14 protein-coding genes are annotated in these 18431 nt (G+C 59.8%); 4 read left to right on the forward strand and 10 right to left on the reverse strand.

The window, feature by feature from the left end; translation table 11 throughout:
* Positions 1-12 precede the first annotated feature (12 nt).
* From ubiE to argC, 5 genes are all read right to left on the reverse strand, one after another.
* Complete coding sequence (gene ubiE / locus FJU30_RS18725) at positions 13-774, reverse strand: bifunctional demethylmenaquinone methyltransferase/2-methoxy-6-polyprenyl-1,4-benzoquinol methylase UbiE (RefSeq protein ID WP_150436502.1); 762 nt, start codon at positions 772-774, stop codon at positions 13-15.
* A gap of 119 nt (positions 775-893) precedes the next feature.
* Positions 894-2423 (reverse strand): DNA recombination protein RmuC, encoded by a 1530-nt coding sequence (rmuC, locus tag FJU30_RS18730; RefSeq protein ID WP_150436503.1) that lies wholly within the window; start codon positions 2421-2423, stop codon positions 894-896.
* 162 nt (positions 2424-2585) lie between these two features.
* Positions 2586-3959 carry an argininosuccinate lyase gene (gene argH, locus FJU30_RS18735; RefSeq protein ID WP_150436504.1) on the reverse strand — a complete coding sequence of 458 codons (1374 nt, stop codon included), beginning with the start codon at positions 3957-3959 and terminating at the stop codon, positions 2586-2588.
* A 245-nt stretch (positions 3960-4204) separates the two neighbouring features.
* On the reverse strand, positions 4205-4978 hold the full coding sequence (argB, locus tag FJU30_RS18740) for an acetylglutamate kinase (protein WP_150436505.1): 774 nt from the start codon (positions 4976-4978) through the stop codon (positions 4205-4207).
* A gap of 22 nt (positions 4979-5000) precedes the next feature.
* Positions 5001-6005, reverse strand: coding sequence for an N-acetyl-gamma-glutamyl-phosphate reductase (argC, locus tag FJU30_RS18745; protein WP_150436506.1), 1005 nt, complete (start codon positions 6003-6005; stop codon positions 5001-5003).
* Between the two features lie 219 nt (positions 6006-6224).
* Between argC and argE the strand changes: the two genes are divergently transcribed.
* Complete coding sequence (argE, locus tag FJU30_RS18750; protein ID WP_150436507.1) at positions 6225-7376, forward strand: acetylornithine deacetylase; 1152 nt, start codon at positions 6225-6227, stop codon at positions 7374-7376.
* Positions 7377-7651: 275 nt separating this feature from the next.
* Positions 7652-10291 carry a phosphoenolpyruvate carboxylase gene (gene ppc / locus FJU30_RS18755; RefSeq protein WP_150436508.1) on the forward strand — a complete coding sequence of 880 codons (2640 nt, stop codon included), beginning with the start codon at positions 7652-7654 and terminating at the stop codon, positions 10289-10291.
* A 232-nt stretch (positions 10292-10523) separates the two neighbouring features.
* Here ppc and FJU30_RS18760 read toward each other — a convergent pair whose 3' ends face one another.
* Together FJU30_RS18760 and udp are read right to left on the reverse strand one after the other, a co-directional pair.
* Positions 10524-11309 (reverse strand): tyrosine-protein phosphatase, encoded by a 786-nt coding sequence (locus FJU30_RS18760; RefSeq protein WP_150436509.1) that lies wholly within the window; start codon positions 11307-11309, stop codon positions 10524-10526.
* Positions 11310-11334: 25 nt separating this feature from the next.
* Complete coding sequence (gene udp / locus FJU30_RS18765; protein WP_150436510.1) at positions 11335-12102, reverse strand: uridine phosphorylase; 768 nt, start codon at positions 12100-12102, stop codon at positions 11335-11337.
* Between the two features lie 365 nt (positions 12103-12467).
* Between udp and FJU30_RS18770 the strand changes: the two genes are divergently transcribed.
* Positions 12468-13301: a dienelactone hydrolase family protein gene (locus FJU30_RS18770; protein WP_150436511.1), complete on the forward strand. Its 834-nt coding sequence runs from the start codon at positions 12468-12470 to the stop codon at positions 13299-13301.
* Between the two features lie 22 nt (positions 13302-13323).
* Here the strand turns inward: FJU30_RS18770 and fsa are convergent, their stop codons facing one another.
* Positions 13324-13989: a fructose-6-phosphate aldolase gene (gene fsa, locus FJU30_RS18775; protein ID WP_150436652.1), complete on the reverse strand. Its 666-nt coding sequence runs from the start codon at positions 13987-13989 to the stop codon at positions 13324-13326.
* Positions 13990-14487: 498 nt separating this feature from the next.
* Between fsa and FJU30_RS18780 the strand changes: the two genes are divergently transcribed.
* Positions 14488-14832, forward strand: coding sequence for a PTS fructose-like transporter subunit IIB (locus FJU30_RS18780; protein WP_150436512.1), 345 nt, complete (start codon positions 14488-14490; stop codon positions 14830-14832).
* Here the strand turns inward: FJU30_RS18780 and FJU30_RS18785 are convergent.
* Both FJU30_RS18785 and metE read right to left on the reverse strand, forming a co-directional pair.
* Positions 14820-15692, reverse strand: a complete 873-nt coding sequence (locus tag FJU30_RS18785) for an AraC family transcriptional regulator (RefSeq protein ID WP_150436513.1) — start codon at positions 15690-15692, stop codon at positions 14820-14822. The genes FJU30_RS18780 and FJU30_RS18785 overlap by 13 nt on opposite strands.
* 417 nt (positions 15693-16109) lie before the next feature.
* Entirely contained in the window at positions 16110-18380 is a 2271-nt protein-coding gene (metE, locus tag FJU30_RS18790) for a 5-methyltetrahydropteroyltriglutamate--homocysteine S-methyltransferase (RefSeq protein WP_150436514.1), read from the reverse strand.
* Positions 18381-18431 lie beyond the last annotated feature (51 nt).

The raw sequence follows: 18431 nt of genomic DNA on the forward strand, positions 1-18431 counted from the left end.
TGGCGTCCCCGCTCAGAATTTAAAGCCGCGGTGCAAGGCCACAATACCGCCGGTCATGTTGAAGTAGGTGACGTTGCCGAACCCCGCCTCGTTCATCATGGCCTTCAGCGTTTCCTGATCGGGATGGACGCGAATCGACTCCGCCAGATAGCGGTAGCTGTCGCCGTCTTTGGTAACGAGTTCGCCAATACGCGGCAACACATGGAAAGAATAGAGATCGTACACTTTACTCAGCGGCTTAAAGATCGGCTGGGAGAACTCCAGCACCAGCAGCCGGCCGCCCGGCTTCAGCACGCGATACATCGAACGCAGCGCTTTTTCTTTATCAGTTACGTTACGCAGGCCGAACGAGATAGTAATGCAGTCAAAGGTATCGTCAGGGAACGGCAGCGCCTCGGCGTTGGCCTGCACGTAGCTGATATTGCCGACGATGCCGCGATTGCGTAGTTTTTCCTGCCCGACCTTCAGCATGGAGGCGTTAATGTCCGCCAGCACCACCTCGCCGTTTTCCCCGACCAGACGAGAAAATTTCGCCGCCAGGTCGCCGGTGCCGCCCGCCAGATCCAGCACGCGCTGATCGCGACGCACGCCGCTGCATTCGATGGTAAAACGCTTCCAGAGACGGTGAATGCCGAATGACGTCAGGTCATTCATCAAATCGTACTTTGACGCCACCGAATCAAAAACATCGGCCACCATGCCTTGTTTTTCATCTTTAGCGACGGTGCGATAGCCAAAGTGCGTGGTTTCGGTTTCCCGCGATTTATCTGCCATGTTATTTGCCTGTTCGTTCAGTCAATAATCGGATCTGATGATGCCGGACCGTCTGTCAAACGGTAGTGTAACAGACCCAGGTTAAAAGCCCCACCGCTCCGCCGGATAACGTCGGCGACTCAGGACGACGGCCCGGCGGCGCACGGCTGCCCGGCCTCGCCGATTTGCGCAGGCGGCTCATCGTCCGCGTCTTCCGGCTCGTTATTCTGCTCGCGCGCCTGCTCAGCCAGCGCCGGGCTGATGGGCCGTTTGATCTCCACGCCCAGCGCGCGAAAGGTTTCCGCCTGACCGATCAGATTGCCACGCCCCTGGACCAGTTTATTCATCGCCTGGCGATAGCTGCCCTGAGCGCGATCCAGACTCTGACCGAGCACGGACATATCATCAACAAACAAGCGTAGCTTATCGTAAAGCCGGGCGGCGCGTTCGGCAATGCGCTGTGCATTGCGGCTCTGTTGCTCATAGCGCCACAGATTATTGATGGTGCGCAGCGCCACCAGCAGCGTCGTCGGACTGACCAGCATAATATTGTGCTGCAGCGCTTCATTGATCAATTCAGGCTGACGATCGATCGCCACCAGAAACGCCGGTTCGACCGGGATAAACAGCAGAACATAGTCCAGTGAACGCAGTCCCGGCAGTTGCTGGTAGTCTTTGCCGCCCAGTTGACGAATGTGGCTGCGCACCGACAGGATATGCTCGTTCAGCGCGCTGGCCCGTTCGGCTTCATCGTCGCTGTTGAAATAACGCTCATAGGCCACCAGCGACATTTTCGCATCGATCACCACATCCTTGCCCTGCGGCAGCCGGACGATGACATCCGGCTGCAGACGCCCCTGGCCAGCGGTCGCGATGCTGACCTGCGTCTGATATTCATACCCTTCGCGCAGGCCGGAGGCTTCCAGCACCCGGCTCAGGATCACCTCGCCCCAGTTGCCCTGGGTTTTATTTTCCCCTTTCAGGGCTTTGGTCAGGTTCAGCGCTTCCTGCGCCATGCGGGCATTCAACTGCTGCAGATTGCGGATTTCATGGGATAGCGTGTGGCGCTCGCGCGCCTCGGCGCCGAAACTATCCTGCACCTGACGCCGGAAACCGTCCAGCTGTTCGCGCAGCGGCGTCAGCAGGCTGGACAAACTCTGACGGTTCTGTTCGTCCGCCCGGCGTCCGTTATGCTCAAATATACGATTCGCTAGGTTTTCAAACTGCGTGTTCAGCCGCTGTTCGCTGTTTATCAACAAACGCTGCTTCTCTTCGGCGGCCAGCCGCGTCTCCTCCAGCCGGATGGTCACTTCGCGCAGCTCCGCTTCCTGCGCGCCGTTGGCCTCGCGCAGCGCCCGCAGCTCCTGATTCAGTTGCTCGCATTCGTCGCGCAGTTGCGCCAGCTGCTGCAGTTTTTCATGGCCGGCGGCCAGTTGGCCGTGCAGATCGCGCAGTTCCAGCTCACTCTGTCGCAGACGCTGCTCGTCCTGCAGTCTGAGCCGCTGCGTTTCGGCCAGCGTCTGCTGAATCTGTTCCAGCGCCTGCGCCTGCAGACGCCGTTCCATTTCGTCGCGCGCCAGCCGCTGCTGCTGACGCAGACTGGCCAGCAGCCAGCCGGCCAGCAACCCGATAGCGCCGCCGCCCAAGCCATAAAAGAGATTAATATCCATACGCCCTCGCGTTCAGTCACTCCTGCCCGTCAAGGTAAAGGCATGCTGTATGGATGTCCAGATCGTTTTACGCCGGCGCAGCGCGGGAAAGCAAGAATAAGTGGCGGCGAGATAAGGGAAAAGAGGCCGGCAGCGCTGCCGGCCCGGAACGCATGGTCGCGCTTAGCGCAGATTTTGCTTCGCTTCGGCGATGGCTTGCGCCACCTGCTGCGGAGAGACGCCGCCCTGCGCGGCACGTTTATCAAGGCAGGACTGCAGCGCCAGAATCGGATAAACGTCTTCGCCGATCGCGGCGCTGAACGTCTGCAGCTCCGCCAGCGATAAGGCTTCCAGCGCCTTACCCTGACGAATCGCTTCCACCACCGCCTCACCCACAATGTGGTGCGCCTCGCGGAACGGCACGCCTTTCGAAACCAGATAGTCGGCCAGTTCGGTGGCGTTGGCATAGCCCTGTTCGGCCGCTTCCCGGCAGCGCGGGCGTTTCACCTGGATGCCATCCAGCACCAGTTGCGCCATCATCAGGCAATCGTGCCAGGTGTCCAGCGCATCGAACAGCCCTTCCTTGTCTTCCTGCATATCTTTGTTATAGGCCAGCGGCAACCCTTTCAGCGTGACCAGCATCGCGCTTAACGCGCCCTGTACCCGGCCGCACTTGCCGCGGATCAGTTCCAGCGCATCGGGATTTTTCTTCTGCGGCATCAGGGATGAACCGGAGGTAACGCGGTCGGAGAGTTCGACAAACGCCGCCTCGCCGCTGTTGAAGAAAATCAAATCTTCCGCAAAGCGCGACAGGTGCACCATACCGATCGCCGCGTTAGACAGCAGTTCCAACACGTGGTCGCGATCGGAGACGGTATCGAGACTGTTGCGCGTGGCGCTGGCGAAGCCCAGCCAGCCGGCCAGTTGCTCGCGATCCATCGGATAGGCGGTGCCTGCCAGCGCGCCGCAGCCCAGCGGGCTGACGTCCAGCCGACGCAGCGTATCCGCCAGACGGCTCTCATCGCGCGCCAGCATTTCATGATAGGCCAGACACCAGTGCGCGAAAGTCACCGGCTGCGCGCGCTGCATATGAGTATAGCCGGGCATCACCGCGTCCTGATTGGCTTCCGCCGTCGCGACCAGCGCCTGGCGCAGCTGGCGCACCGTTTGCACCAGCTCCGCGATCTGCGTTTTGCACCACAGTTTAATGTCGGTCGCCACCTGATCGTTACGGCTGCGCCCGGTATGCAGTTTTTTGCCCAGATCGGCCACTTTTTCAATCAACCGCTGCTCGACCCAGCTATGGATATCCTCGGCATCGCTGTCCAGAATACGCTGCGGATCAGACTGCACCTCGGCCAGTAACTCATTCAGCGCCTGTTCCAGCCGCTGCTGTTCCTGCTCGCTAAGAATACCGACCGTCACCAGCGCCTTCGACCAGGCCACCGAGCCGATAATATCCTGTTCCGCCAGACGGTAATCAAACCGCAGTGAATCATTGAACTGTTTAAAACGCTGATCTGCCGCCTGACTAAACCGACCGCCCCACAAGGCCATAACCATTACTCCCGGAATTCAAATAAAAGCAGGTATGACATCATGCCATACCCGGGTTTGCTGACAAACGGTTAATCCCCCGCTCGCCGATCTGATATTCCAGCGAACGCGGAAATATCACGATCATCAATACGATACACTACCCTGCCGACGCGAATACGCGCCGACAGGCTATATGGCTGCGCCTGAGGTCTTCTCGCTACCCCGGCTATTCGCGAACGCGGCGAGAATAGGCGAACGCCACACTACGCCAGAATGCGCGTGCCGATCGCCACGCCGTTGAACAGCGCCGGCAGTTGATCGGCATGGCGCCAGCTGGCGATATCCACCGGCCGCCCCAGCGTACGGGCGGCGTCCAGCGCGGCGTTCACCTTGACAATCATACCATCGGTGATGATGCCCTGAGCGATCAGTTGCTCGGCCTTCTGCGCCGTCATTTCGGCGATCCGCTGGCCCTTGCCGTCCAGGATGCCGCTCACGTCGGACAGCAGAATCAGATCGGCGCCCAGCGTTTCCGCCAGCGCGGTCGCCGCCTGATCGGCGTTGACGTTCATCAGATCGCCCTGTTCGGTGATGCCGATCGAACTGACCACCGGCAGATAGCCGGCCGTCAGCAGCGTATTCATCAGCGCCGGCGAGCCGGCGCTGGCTTTGCCCACGTGGCCCAGCGATTCATCCAGCGGCGTAACGTCGACGCTGCCGCCGTCGCCCAGGCACAGCCCGACGGCATTGATGCCGTGTTTTCTCGCCCAGGAGAGCAACGTTTTATTCGCCGAACCGGCCAACGCGCCGGTGATGATATCGATCTGGTCGGCCGGCGTGACGCGTAGGCCATTTTTCTTCACTACCGGCAGCGCCAGTTTCTTCATCAGATCGTCCACCAGGCAGCCGCCGCCGTGTACGATCAGCAATGGACGCTGGTGCTGCTGACGGTACTGCACCAGCGCGGTGAACAGACGTTCCAGAGCCTCTTCGCTATCCAGTAACACACCACCCAGTTTGATAATTAACGGATTCATCGCTTACGCGCCTCAAATTTTTTCACAGTAAGGAGACGGTTTCCTGGAAACCGAAACGGATATTAAGACACTGTACGGCCTGCGCCGCAGCTCCTTTCAGCAGGTTATCCTCCGCTGATACGATAATAATGTGTTCTCCGTCGACAAAAAAACCGATGTCGCAGAACGGCAGGCCCACGACTGATTTAATCGCCGGCACGCCTTGTTGGTACAGGCGCACCAACGGTTTATCATGATAGGCATTGTGGTAGGCCTGCGCCACATCCTGCCGCGTGATGTCCGGCTGCAGGCGCGCGGTAATAGTGGCCAGAATCCCGCGGGCGAAATTGCCGAGATGGGGCGTGAACACGACCGGGATGCCCAGATGCGAGGCGATTTCCGGCTGGTGCCGGTGAGTAAAGATGCCGTACGGCTGCAGGCTGACTTCACAGAAGCTGTTGGCCATACCGGCTTTGCGCCCGGCGCCGCTGACGCCGCTCACCGCGTTGATGACCGGCCACTGCGCCTCGTTCAGCAGGCGATTCGTCACCAGCGGCTTCAGCGCCAGCTGAGAGGCTGTCGGGTAACAGCCGGGAACGGCGACCAGTCGGGCCTGACGGATAGCGTCGGCCTGCCACTCCGCCAGCCCATAGACAGCCTGCGCCAGCCAGTCGACGTGCCGGTGTTCAAAACCATAATAGCGGGTATAAAATTCAGGCTGATTGACGCGAAAAGCGCCGGAAAGATCGAAGACGACGCAGCCGGCGTCCAGGAAGCGCGGCGCCAGATCATGGCTGACCTGATGGTCGGTGGCCAGAAACACCACGTCCGCGCCCTTAGCCATTTCCGACGGATCTTTCAGCGCCTGCAGCGGCAAATCAATGATGCCTTTTAGCTGTGGATGCAGATCCGAAATCCGTTTGCCGGCATCAGCGCTTTGCGCCGACACCGCTAATGCGGTGATGTTCATCTGCGGGTGTCGGTTGAGATACCGCGCAAGTTCCGCGCCGGTATAGCCGCTGGCACCAACAATCAACGTGTTCAGCATGAGAATCTGTGTACCTTTTTAATTTCTGCGTCGACGACGACAAGCTAAAACAGGCTATCGGGCTCACCCACATCAGCACGCCGGGCGCCCGCCGCGTTAAGCGCCATGACAAGGCAATATCGGGGAACCTTTGTGGTTTCATTTTGCTCAACGTTAATGTATTTTTATTCATAAATAATGCATGAATATTGATACTATCCTAACCAAAGGCTGTCAACAGTGAAGATGAATTTACCCCCTTTTTTTGAGCTATATCGGGCATTGATCGCCACCCCCTCCATCAGCGCAGCCGACGGTGAGTTCGATCAGAGTAATGAAACATTAATCAACTTGCTGGCCGGCTGGTTTGGCGATTTGGGCTTCACGGTCGAGGTTCAGCCGGTGCCGGGCACACGGCGTAAATTTAATATGCTGGCGCGTATCGGCCAGGGCAGCGGAGGGCTGCTGCTGGCCGGGCATACCGATACCGTTCCCTTCGACGACGGCCGCTGGACGCGCGATCCCTTTACCCTCACCGAGCACGATAACAAGCTATACGGCCTGGGCACCGCCGACATGAAAGGTTTCTTCGCGTTCATCCTCGACACGCTGCGCGATATCGATGTCGGCAAACTCACCCGGCCGCTGTATATTCTGGCCACCGCCGATGAAGAAACGTCCATGGCCGGCGCGCGCTATTTCACCGAATCTACGCAACTGCGGCCGGACTGCGCCATCATCGGCGAGCCCACTTCGCTGCAGCCCGTGCGGGCGCACAAGGGCCATATGTCCAGCGTAGTCCGACTGCAGGGGCAGTCCGGCCACTCCAGCGATCCCGAACGCGGAGTTAACGCCATCGAGCTGATGCACGAGGCGATCTCTCATCTGTTGGTGCTGCGCAATACGCTGAAGGAACGCTACCATCACGCCGACTTCCAGATTCCCTACCCGACCATGAACCTCGGACATATTCACGGCGGCGACGCCTCCAACCGAATCTGCGCCTGCTGCGAACTGCACATGGATATGCGTCCGCTGCCCGGCATGACGATCAACGATCTCACCGGCCTGCTGGCTCAGACGCTGGAGCCGGTCAGCCAGCGCTGGCCCGGCCGCCTGACCATCAGCGAACTGCATCCGTCGATCCCCGGCTATGAGTGTCCGGCCGATGATCGTCTGGTTAAGGTGGTGGAAAAACTGCTCGGCGTGCCGACCGAGGTCGTCAACTACTGTACCGAGGCGCCGTTTATCCAGCAGCTTTGCCCGACGCTGGTGCTCGGCCCAGGTTCGATTAATCAGGCCCATCAGCCCGATGAATTTATCGACACCGCATTTATTAAGCCGACGCGGCAGTTAATTTCACAGTTGATTGGACATTTTTGTCATCAATAGTCATCAATATTAATCGTACGGAAAACAGCCGGTTAACCGGCTGTTAATGAGCATGATGTCGCCAACTGCCAACGTGCTACGCGGGACTCATAAATCAGGCTAATATCCTTCATTCCGTAATTAAATTTCATAAAAAGCACTGAAATTGCCCCTCTATAGCGGTAAATAGTGTTAATTGACGAATGGTTTTGAACGTGGCTAGATAAACGAAGCATTCTTACCCATAGTGGGTGAAACAAACTTACAAAAAGAGAGAGAGACGGGTCAGGGTAAATATGAACGAACAATATTCCGCAATGCGAAGTAACGTTAGTATGCTCGGAACACTTCTGGGAGATACCATAAAGGAGACGCTGGGGGAGAATATTCTTGAACGGGTGGAAACCATTCGAAAATTATCCAAATCCTCCCGTGCCGGCAATGACACGCACCGTAAGAAGCTACTGAATACACTGCAGAACCTGTCAAATGATGAACTGCTCCCTGTCGCTCGCGCATTCAGCCAGTTTCTCAACCTGACCAACACCGCCGAACAGTACCACAGCATCTCTCCACGCGGCGAAGCCGCCCGTAATCCGGAAGGGCTGAGCACCGTACTTAGACGGCTGAAAGAAAATAAAAAACTCTCCGAAGCGGAAATCCGCAGCGCGGTTGAAACGCTGTCGATTGAGCTGGTGCTGACCGCTCACCCAACGGAAATTACCCGCCGCACCCTGATCCATAAACTGGTGGAAGTGAATACCTGCCTGAAGCAGCTGGATCACAGCGACCTGGCCGACTACGAGCGCAAACAGATCATGCGCCGTCTGCGCCAGTTGATTGCGCAGTCCTGGCATACCGATGAAATTCGCAAAATCCGCCCGACGCCGGTCGACGAAGCGAAGTGGGGCTTCGCCGTGGTGGAAAACAGCCTGTGGGAAGGCGTCCCCGCGTTTCTGCGCGATTTGGACGAACAGCTGGAGCAAACGTTTGGCTATCGCCTGCCGGTTGAGTCGGTGCCGGTACGCTTTACCTCCTGGATGGGCGGCGACCGTGACGGCAACCCGAACGTCACCGCGGAAGTCACCCGACGCGTCCTGCTGCTCAGCCGCTGGAAGGCCGCCGATCTGTTCCTCAAAGACGTGCAGTTCCTGGTCTCCGAGCTGTCCATGTCCACCTGTACGCCCGAACTGCAGAAACTGGCAGGCGGCAGCGAAGAGCAGGAACCGTACCGCGTCATCATGAAGCGCCTGCGCGCCCAGCTCAACAATACGCTGAGCTACCTGACCTCGCGCCTGAAAGGCGAGCAGTTGCCGGTGCCGCACGATCTGCTGACCAGCAACGAACAGCTGTGGGAGCCGCTGCATACCTGCTACCAGTCGCTGCACGCCTGCGGCATGGGCATCATCGCCGACGGCCATCTGCTGGATACGCTGCGCCGCATTCGCTGCTTCGGCGTTCCGCTGGTACGCATCGACGTGCGGCAGGAAAGCACCCGCCACACAGAAGCGCTGGCGGAAATTACCCGCTATCTGGGTCTGGGCGACTACGAAAACTGGTCCGAAGCCGATAAGCAGGCCTTCCTGATCCGCGAACTGAGTTCAAAACGCCCGCTGCTGCCGCGCCGCTGGGAACCCAGCGCCGAAACTCAGGAAGTGCTGGAAACCTGTCAGGTGATCGCCGAAGCGCCGCAGGGATCCATCGCCGCCTATGTAATTTCGATGGCTAAGACCCCGTCCGACGTGCTGGCCGTGCATCTGCTGTTGAAAGAAGCCGGCTGCCCTTACGCTCTGCCGGTGGCGCCGCTGTTCGAAACGCTTGATGACCTGAATAATGCCGACGACGTAATGACCCAGTTGTTGAACATCGGCTGGTATCGCGGCTTTATTCAGGGCAAACAGATGGTCATGATCGGCTATTCCGACTCGGCCAAAGACGCCGGCGTGATGGCCGCCTCCTGGGCTCAGTACCGCGCCCAGGACGCCCTGATTAAAACCTGTGAAAAAGCCGGCATCGCCCTGACGCTCTTCCACGGACGCGGCGGCTCGATCGGCCGCGGCGGCGCGCCGGCTCACGCCGCGCTGCTGTCTCAGCCGCCGGGCAGCCTGAAAGGCGGTCTGCGCGTGACGGAACAAGGCGAAATGATCCGCTTTAAGTTCGGTCTGCCGGAGGTTACCGTCAGCAGCCTGTCGCTCTACACCGGCGCCATTCTGGAGGCCAACCTGCTGCCGCCGCCGGAACCGAAGAAAGAGTGGAAAACGCTGATGGAGGATATCTCCCGCGTTTCCTGCGACATGTATCGCGGCTACGTACGTGAGAATCCGGACTTCGTGCCTTACTTCCGTTCGGCCACGCCGGAACTGGAGCTGGGTAAGCTGCCGCTCGGTTCGCGTCCGGCTAAGCGTCGTCCTACCGGCGGCGTGGAAAGCCTGCGCGCCATTCCGTGGATTTTCGCCTGGACGCAGAACCGTCTGATGCTGCCTGCCTGGCTCGGCGCCGGCGCCGCGCTGCAAAAAGTGGTGGACGACGGCAAGCAAAACGAGCTGGAAACCATGTGCCGCGACTGGCCGTTCTTCTCGACCCGCATCGGTATGCTGGAAATGGTGTTCGCCAAAGCGGACCTGTGGCTGGCGGAATATTACGATCAGCGACTGGTCGATAAGAAACTGTGGCCGCTGGGCAAACAGCTGCGCGATCAGCTGGAAGCCGATATCAAGGTGGTGTTGACCATCTCGAACGACGATCACCTGATGGCTGATTTGCCGTGGATCGCCGAATCCATCGCGCTGCGCAACGTCTATACCGACCCGCTGAACGTTCTGCAGGCCGAACTGCTGCACCGCTCACGTCAGCAGGAACAGCCGGACGCGGAAGTCGAACTGGCGTTGATGGTGACCATCGCCGGCGTGGCGGCGGGCATGCGCAACACCGGCTAACCGCGCGCCCCGGCCGATCGGGATAAAAGCCGGCTTAACGGCCAACGTCGCAGATGGGCCGGAATACCCGGGTCCGGCTTATGATGGGGCACAGGAATGCGCCCTATCCTGCGGGCCGGCGCGAGCGTTATCCAAATTCGCCGGCGGCCTGCGCCGCGGCGCACCCTCGCGAATAACAAACGCGGTCTGTAGTCTCAGCCGGTCATACGACCGGCTTTTTTACGCCGCGGGTTTACGCCAGAAGATAGCGCGCCTGTAACCCGGCGCGCGCCTCACTGTCCAGCCCGTACTCCACCGTCAGCCAGTTGTCGATGGAATCGTAACGCGCGCGAATCTCCCGCAGCGCCGTCATCAGAAACACCTCCTGCACCGACAGCACCCAGTCAAACTGGCGCAGCGCTTTATCATTCAGCGTCGCCGACAGTTGCGTCAGCAACTGCTGGCGGAAAGGCGCCAGCGTGGTCTGCGTCAGCAGATAATCCTCCAGCACCGTTTGCTCATCGGCCCCCAGCGCAAACAACACCAGCGCCGAGCCAATACCTGTTCGATCTTTCCCCACCGCGCAGTGCTGCACCAGCGCCCCCTGCGACGGCTGACGCAACAGCGACGCCAGTTGCCGGTAGGCGGCATTATCGAAAGGCAGGCGCCGGTAAAGTTCCAGCATAAATGCACGGGCGTCGAAGGCGGCCAGCTGCTCCGCGCTCAGCGACTCCAGATTCGCGGTGACCTCATGGCGCAGCGGATTCGCCGGCACGGCGTGATAGCGGGCGCCCGACCACAGGATATCGGGCCTGGCGGCCGCTTCATCCGGATCGCGGTAATCCACCACGTCCGCGACCGGCACTCCGGCCAGATGCCGGCAGTCGGCTTCGCTCAGCAGATCGAGCGAACCGGAACGAAACAGTTTCCCCTGGCGGATCCGCCGCCCGTCGGCCGCCCGGTTGCCGCCCAGATCGCGAAAGTTAATTCCGCCGTCGAGCGGCAGCAATGAAGGGTGTAACTGACGCAGATCGACCATATTTTTCCTTACTTATTGATAACAATCAGGGGGTAATCAGACGACGGGCCGCCTCCACCACGATACCGACGACCCGGCTTTCAGCCTGTTTCATCGTCGCCGCATCGGGAATTTCCCGCTGAGTACGATTAACGATCACGCCCGCGACCATCCCTGCGCGCAGCCCCTGGCTGGAGCACATGGTCAGCAGCGTGGCGGATTCCATCTCGTAATTCATCACGCCCATGCTCTGCCATTCGGCCATTGAGCCCTGAAAACGCCGTACGACGCGGCCGGAAAAAGTATCATAGCGTTCCTGACCTGGGTAAAAAGTATCAGAAGATGCGGCCACTCCGACATGCGGCTCGCTTCCCGCCGCGCGCGCCGCGTCCACCAGCGCGCAGGTACAGGCGAAATCGGCCACGGCCGGGTATTCCAGCGGCGCAAAATGCTGGCTGGCGCCGTCCAGACGCACGGCGGCGGTGGTGACCAAAATATCCCCGACCGGGATATGCGGCTGAATGGCGCCGGTGGTGCCGACGCGCAGGAAAGTGCGCACGCCTAGCTGGGCCAGTTCCTCCACCGCAATAGACGTCGAAGGGCCGCCGATACCGGTCGAACAGACCACCACCGGTTTGCCGTCCAGCTCCGCGCGCCATGAGGTGAATTCACGGTGCGACGCGAGGTGAACCGGGTTATCCATCAGTCGGGCGATTTTCTCCACCCGTTCCGGGTCGCCGGGCACAATCGCCAGCGTGGCGCCCTGTAAATCCTTTTTCGTCAGGCCGAGATGAAACACATCAGATGCGGACATAGCAGACTCCAGATATTCAATAAGTAACCGGACAGATGAAACTTGACTCTACCGAATCACGGCGCCCTTTTTAGTGATATTTCTCGCTCATATAAAAGAAACAGAACTCTCATTTCATAAAATATGTGATGTTAATCACAAAAAATCACCAATCTGGCGATATTAGCGCCAGTCTGTCCGTCACGCGTTGATTGCCGCCCGACGGCGAGAATTGTACATTATTCGAACGCCGCCAGAACTATACTTACCCGTAGCGGGCCGCGGCGACCGCACCCGGCGACGAGGTTGGCCTGTCGCCGGGCTGTAACCGGCAGGCGTCCGGCCAGAGATCAGAAATATACACCACGTTTTGCAAGGAAACTGACATGAAGAGCGATGAGCTATGCCTGCAAAAACCGGCGTCAACCGGTTTCGCCGCCGCAACCCTGCCGGCGGCCGACACCACCATCGCGACCGACGCAGTTGGTCTAATCGAAGGGGCCACCACCATCCCGGCTCAGGGCGATGACCTGCCGGCCTGGATGGTCAGACCGGCCGGCGCGGCAGAGCCGCTGCCGATAATTATCGTCGTACAAGAGATATTTGGCGTACATCAGCATATTCAGGACGTCTGTCGCCGTCTGGCTAAACGCGGCTACCTGGCGATCGCGCCCGAACTCTATTTCCGCCAGGGCGATCCGCGGGAGTATGCGGAGATCTCCACGCTAGTCAGCGAACTGGTCAGCAAGGTGCCGGACGCACAGGTATTGTCCGACCTCGATCATACCGCCAACTGGGCTATTCGCCAGGGAGGCGACCCCGCGCGGCTGGGCATGACCGGATTTTGCTGGGGCGGCAGGATTTGCTGGCTGTATGCGGCGCACAATCCGCAGCTAAAGGCCGGCGTTGCCTGGTACGGCCGGCTGACCGGCGAGAAAACGCTCGCTACGCCGCGCCACCCGGTGGATGTCGCCATCGCGCTCAGCGCGCCGGTGCTCGGCCTCTATGGCGCGCAGGACCACAGCATCCCGCCGGATCACATTGAGACGATGCGCAAGGCGCTACGCGCCGCCAACGCCGAAGCTGAAATCATCGTCTATCCCGAGGCGGGCCATGCCTTTAACGCCGATTACCGCCCCAGCTACCATCAGCCCTCGGCGCAGGACGGCTGGCAGCGCATGCTGGATTGGTTCGCCCGTTGCGGTCTGGCGGCTGAATAAGCGCGCCCGCGCCGCGCCGGCTTCAGACAAGCTGTAGCGTGCCGAAAGCGTCGCGCCAGTCCTGTTCGAATTTATCCACCGCCGCCTGTACCGCCGGCGCGCTGATAAACTGTTGCGCCACGTCCACCGGCAGCGTGATGGCGCCGCAGCCGGCCAGCATACATTCCAGCGCCTGACGCGGCGTTTTAAAGCTGGCCGCCAGAACCTGAGCATGCGGCGCATGTTGCTGCAGCAGCTGTTGCAGCTCGCGCACCGTGGCGATGCCGTTGCCGCCCTGCGCGTCCAGCCGGTTCACATAGGGCGCGATATAATCGGCGCCGGCCAGCGCGCCGAGCAGCCCCTGCGCCGCGCCGTAAACCGCCGTACCCAACGTCGGGATCGCCATGCTCTTCAGCACTTTCAGCGCCGCCAGCCCTTCCGCCGTGACCGGCACCTTCACTACCAGACCCGGCACCCGCTCATGCAGACGCCGGGCCTCCTCCACCATCTGGTCCGCATGGCCGGCCAACACCTGCGCAAATAGCCGGGCCTCGCCGCCCAGCACATCGCGCAGCGCCGGCAGCACTTCCCATACCGACGTGCCCGAACTGGCGATAATGCTCGGGTTGGTGGTCACGCCGCGCAGCGGCAGAATACGCGCCAGCCGTTGCACGGCGCTAATGTCGGCAGTATCCAGATAGAGTTCCATAATCAGTCCTCGCAGCAAAATAAAGGGCGGCGCAGCGTGCAGAGACGGCTTCACTTCCGCCCGTTGATCTTTCACCCACGGAATCTCCGCCATCGATAAGATCTTCGCGATCATGATCTTCAGAGATCGTGGAGCGGGGCGCACAGGCAAACGTCACCATTTCGATCATTCGCCTTCCCCGAAAACGGCGGTGACGGTAAACGACACCAATTTATCTTCAAGGATAAGAGCCAGGCGGCGGACGCGGCTACCAGACAAAAACGCCAAACGCTGGACAAATGTCGCCTCAGGATATAAATGAGAAGCTGCTCACAAAACTGCAGGTGTGGCGCAGATACCGGCATTCCGGCGGCTATTTGTGTTAACAGGGAGCCATCTGCTATCGTTTCCCCGGAATGGTGAGGCAACATCCCCACTGTCGGGGCGCAAATATATGCGGCGCGCGGCGGCCACCGCCGGATACCGGCTGGTAACGGGCGGCGAACACGGAGGGCGGGTATGTCGATTAAACTGGTGGCGGTCACCGCATGCATAAGCGGCGTGGCGCATACCTACATGGCGGCGGAGAAACTGGAAAAGCTATGCGCCCGGGAGAAATGGCGGCTGAAAGTGGAGACGCAGGGCGCATTGGGTATCGATAATGCGCTGACGCCGGAAGACCTCGCGCAGGCGGATGTGCTGTTGCTGATTACCGATATTCAGCTGGCCGCCAGCGAGCGTTTCGCCCGCCAGCGCTGCGTGCGGATCAGCATCGACGCCTTTCTGCGCCAGCCGGAAAAAGCGCTCAGCGCGGTGCGTAAAGCCGCGGCTTCGCCGCAGGAAACCCAGATTCAGGTGGTCTGATTGTCGCCGCCGGTTAATTCGCTGCGGTACTGGCGGCGGTATTCCGATGGCGAACGGTCGGTATTTTTGCGGAAAATGCGGCAGAAGTAGTTACTGTCGACAAACCCGCAGGCGTGCGCCACCTCTTTCACCTTCATATCATAACGTTTCAGTAAATGCCGGGCCTGTTCCAGCCGCACGTGGTTTAGATACTCGTTGAAACCGATACCGCCGGATTTCTGAAACAGATGGGAAAGGTAATTGGGTGAGATATAGAACGCCTGCGCCACCGATTCACGCGTCAGCGGCTCCCGGTAGTGATCTTCCAGATAATCGCGCACCGCGCTAAACAGCGCCTGGCTGCGCGAAGCGGTTCGGACCGAAGAACCGAACAGATCGATCGCGTGGCTAAGCAGACCCTTGATCAAGAAACGGGCCGTGCTCTGGTCGTTCTGGTGCCAGGCCAGTTCGTTCAGCGCCTGCAGCATAAATGAGCCGATACGCGGGCCGCGACGCGCCACATTATCCTTAGCCCGCGGAATGAGCGCCAGACCATCCCACTCAAGCAGACTATAGCCCAGCCGCTGTTTGCCGAACAGCAGGCTCAGCGTCGTGGCCGGCGCCTGCCAGCACGGGTTGTTCCAGCCTTCCGACGGGACGAACAGCACATCGCCCGGCTGAAGGGTCTGCCGACACGCGTTCCCCTGGCTATTCTCCCACGCCATGCTCTGCTCGCCGTCAAGCACCAGCTCAAGACGCGGAAATTTTACCTGCCACGACAGTTCAGGCGCCGGATGCTGGTTACCGGCGAAGTAAACCTGACGAATCCCGGCGGGATCGTCCAGCAGCGGCGTCAGCACGCTTACCAGCGGGTGGGCCATCGGTAATATCCTCTTCTGCCGAAAGCCGACGATATGCGGATATACCCGACAAACGTCAGGGACAAAACAAATCGGGGCACGCAGGCTCACGCAATAGCCGGGGAATCCCGCCCCCGGCAATCGAAAAGATGACAGCCATCATAGCGGATAGCGCCGGCAAAACACAGGCTCGCCGTGCCGAATACGGCGCATAAAAAAAGGTGCCGAAGCACCTCAGATTGATGACAAAGTTGGTTCTCAGGCAGAGCGCGGCGAGGGGGCGTAGCGGCGTTAGCCGCCGGAGCGCGCCTCGGTGCGGCAGGCCCGGGCACCTCGGGCTAATCGGCGACCTTGTCAGCGATATCAGGTGCCGAAACGCCCGATATCACGCCAGAAGCCGGTGTCAAAGGCGGCCGGCAAGCGACCGCCTTTTCCCGATTACAGCCCGGCGTCGCGCAGACGCTGAGCGGCCTGCACCATATTGGCCAGAGACTGACGGGTTTCCGGCCAGCCGCGCGTTTTCAGACCGCAGTCCGGGTTAACCCACAGACGTTCGGACGGAATACGCTGGGCAGCCTTGCGCAGCAGCGCCTCAATCCATTCCACGCTCGGTACGTTCGGCGAGTGAATGTCATATACGCCCGGACCCATTTCATTCGGGTAATCGAATTTTTCAAACGACTCCAGCAGTTCCATATCGGAGCGCGAGGTTTCAATGGTAATCACGTCCGCATCCAGCGCGGCGATGGAATCCATGATGTCATTGAATTCGCAATAACACATATGGGTGTGGATCTGGGTGTCATCCTGCGCCACCGCGGCATTCAGACGGAAGGCTTCCACCGCCCAGTCCAGATAGGCCTGCCAGTCGGCGCGACGCAGCGGCAATCCTTCACGCAGAGCGGGTTCGTCGATCTGAATAATACCGATGCCGGCTTTTTCCAAATCTTCCACCTCATCACGCAGCGCCAGCGCAATCTGTTTCGCAATCACTTCACGGCTGACGTCTTCACGCGGGAACGACCAGCACAGAATGGTGACCGGACCGGTTAACATCCCTTTGACCGGCTTGTCGGTCAGCGACTGCGCGTATTTCGCCCACTCGACGGTGATCGCTTCCGGGCGGCTGATGTCGCCGATAATGATCGGCGGTTTCACGCAGCGTGAACCGTAGCTCTGAACCCAACCGTTCTGGGTGAAGACGAAGCCGTCCAGATGCTCGCCGAAATATTCCACCATGTCGTTACGTTCGGCCTCGCCGTGCACCAGCACGTCCAGCCCCAGACGTTCCTGTTCCACAATCGCCTGTTTAATGTGTTCGGAGATACCGGTGCGGTATTTGTTGCCGTCCAGCCGGCCCTGCTTGAAGTCCAGACGCAGGCCGCGGATTTCGGTGGTCTGCGGGAAAGAGCCGATGGTGGTGGTCGGCCATGCCGGCAGGTTAAAGCGCGCGCGCTGCGCTTTAGCGCGTTCCGGGTAAGCGTGCTGACGCTGGCTGTCCTGAGCGGTGATCGCCGCCAGACGTTTTTCCACCGCCGCGTTATGCACCCGGCTGGAGGTCCGGCGAGCGCGGATCGGCGCGCTGTAGGCTTCCAGCGACTGCGCGTCGCCGCTGTTCAGCGCCCGGGTCAGCAGAGACAATTCGGCGCATTTCTGCAGAGCAAAGGCAAACCAGCTTTTCACTTCGTCGTCCAGACGCGTCTCCACGCTGAGATCGATCGGACTGTGCAGCAGGGAGCAGGAACTGCCCAGCCACAGGTTACGCTTGCCGGACAGCAGCGGCTGCAGACGTTCGAACCAGCTGCTCAGATCCGCGCGCCATACGTTGCGGCCGTTAATCACGCCCAGCGACAGCAGCCAGTTGGCCGGCAGCAGTTCGTTCAGACCGGCGATATTATCTTTACCGTGCACCAGGTCGACATGCAGCCCCTGCACCGGCAGCGCTTTAATCGTATCCAGGTTGGGGCCGACGCTATCGAAATAGGTGGTCAGCAGCAGTTTGACCTGGCCCTGCAGCGCGTCATAAGCCGGTTTGTACGCATCCAGCCACGCCTGCGGCAGCTCCAGCACCAGCGCCGGCTCATCAATCTGCACCCACTCGATGCCGCGTTTAGCCAGTTCAGCCAGAACCTGCTTATACACCGGCAAAATATCGTTCAGCAGCGACAGGCGGTCGAACTGCTCGCCTTTCACTTTGCCCAGCCACAGATAGGTCACCGGCCCCAGCAGAACCGGCTTCACTTTGTAACCCTGCGCCAGAGCTTCATCCACTTCGTCCAGCAGCTGCGTCCAGGCAAGTTTAAACTGCTGACCTTTAGTAAATTCCGGCACCATGTAGTGGTAGTTGGTGTTGAACCATTTAGTCATTTCAGCGGCGGCGGCGGGTTCACCCGTCGGCGCACGGCCGCGGCCGATACGGAAAAGCGTATCCAGATCGACGCTGCCATCGGCGTTCTGATGACGAGCCGGCACGTTGCCCAACAGCAGGCTGGTCGTCAGGACATGATCGTACCAGGCAAAATCACCCACAGGCAGTAAGTCGACACCGGCATCTTTCTGCTGCTGCCAGTGACGTGAACGCAGTTCACGTCCGACCGCCAGAAGTTCTTCTTGTGTAGAGTTACCCGCCCAGTAGCTTTCCTGCGCTTTTTTCAGTTCGCGGCGCAAACCTACGCGCGGAAAACCCAGAGTGTGGTTTAATATTGTCATCGTTACTTTCCCATTTAGCCGTCCAGATGTTTACACATCCATAATCCGCAG

Source organism: Affinibrenneria salicis (assembly GCF_008710095.1).

Excerpts from the sequence above, each read along its gene's own strand:
- ubiE (WP_150436502.1), bottom strand. The coding sequence starts at position 774 with ATGGCAGATAAATCGCGGGAAACCGAAACCACGCACTTTGGCTATCGC.
- rmuC (WP_150436503.1), bottom strand. The coding sequence starts at position 2,423 with ATGGATATTAATCTCTTTTATGGCTTGGGCGGCGGCGCTATCGGGTTG.
- argH (WP_150436504.1), bottom strand. The coding sequence starts at position 3,959 with ATGGCCTTGTGGGGCGGTCGGTTTAGTCAGGCGGCAGATCAGCGTTTT.
- argB (WP_150436505.1), bottom strand. The coding sequence starts at position 4,978 with ATGAATCCGTTAATTATCAAACTGGGTGGTGTGTTACTGGATAGCGAA.
- argC (WP_150436506.1), bottom strand. The coding sequence starts at position 6,005 with ATGCTGAACACGTTGATTGTTGGTGCCAGCGGCTATACCGGCGCGGAA.
- ppc (WP_150436508.1), top strand. The coding sequence starts at position 7,652 with ATGAACGAACAATATTCCGCAATGCGAAGTAACGTTAGTATGCTCGGA.
- FJU30_RS18760 (WP_150436509.1), bottom strand. The coding sequence starts at position 11,309 with ATGGTCGATCTGCGTCAGTTACACCCTTCATTGCTGCCGCTCGACGGC.
- udp (WP_150436510.1), bottom strand. The coding sequence starts at position 12,102 with ATGTCCGCATCTGATGTGTTTCATCTCGGCCTGACGAAAAAGGATTTA.
- FJU30_RS18770 (WP_150436511.1), top strand. The coding sequence starts at position 12,468 with ATGAAGAGCGATGAGCTATGCCTGCAAAAACCGGCGTCAACCGGTTTC.
- fsa (WP_150436652.1), bottom strand. The coding sequence starts at position 13,989 with ATGGAACTCTATCTGGATACTGCCGACATTAGCGCCGTGCAACGGCTG.
- FJU30_RS18780 (WP_150436512.1), top strand. The coding sequence starts at position 14,488 with ATGTCGATTAAACTGGTGGCGGTCACCGCATGCATAAGCGGCGTGGCG.
- FJU30_RS18785 (WP_150436513.1), bottom strand. The coding sequence starts at position 15,692 with ATGGCCCACCCGCTGGTAAGCGTGCTGACGCCGCTGCTGGACGATCCC.
- metE (WP_150436514.1), bottom strand. The coding sequence starts at position 18,380 with ATGACAATATTAAACCACACTCTGGGTTTTCCGCGCGTAGGTTTGCGC.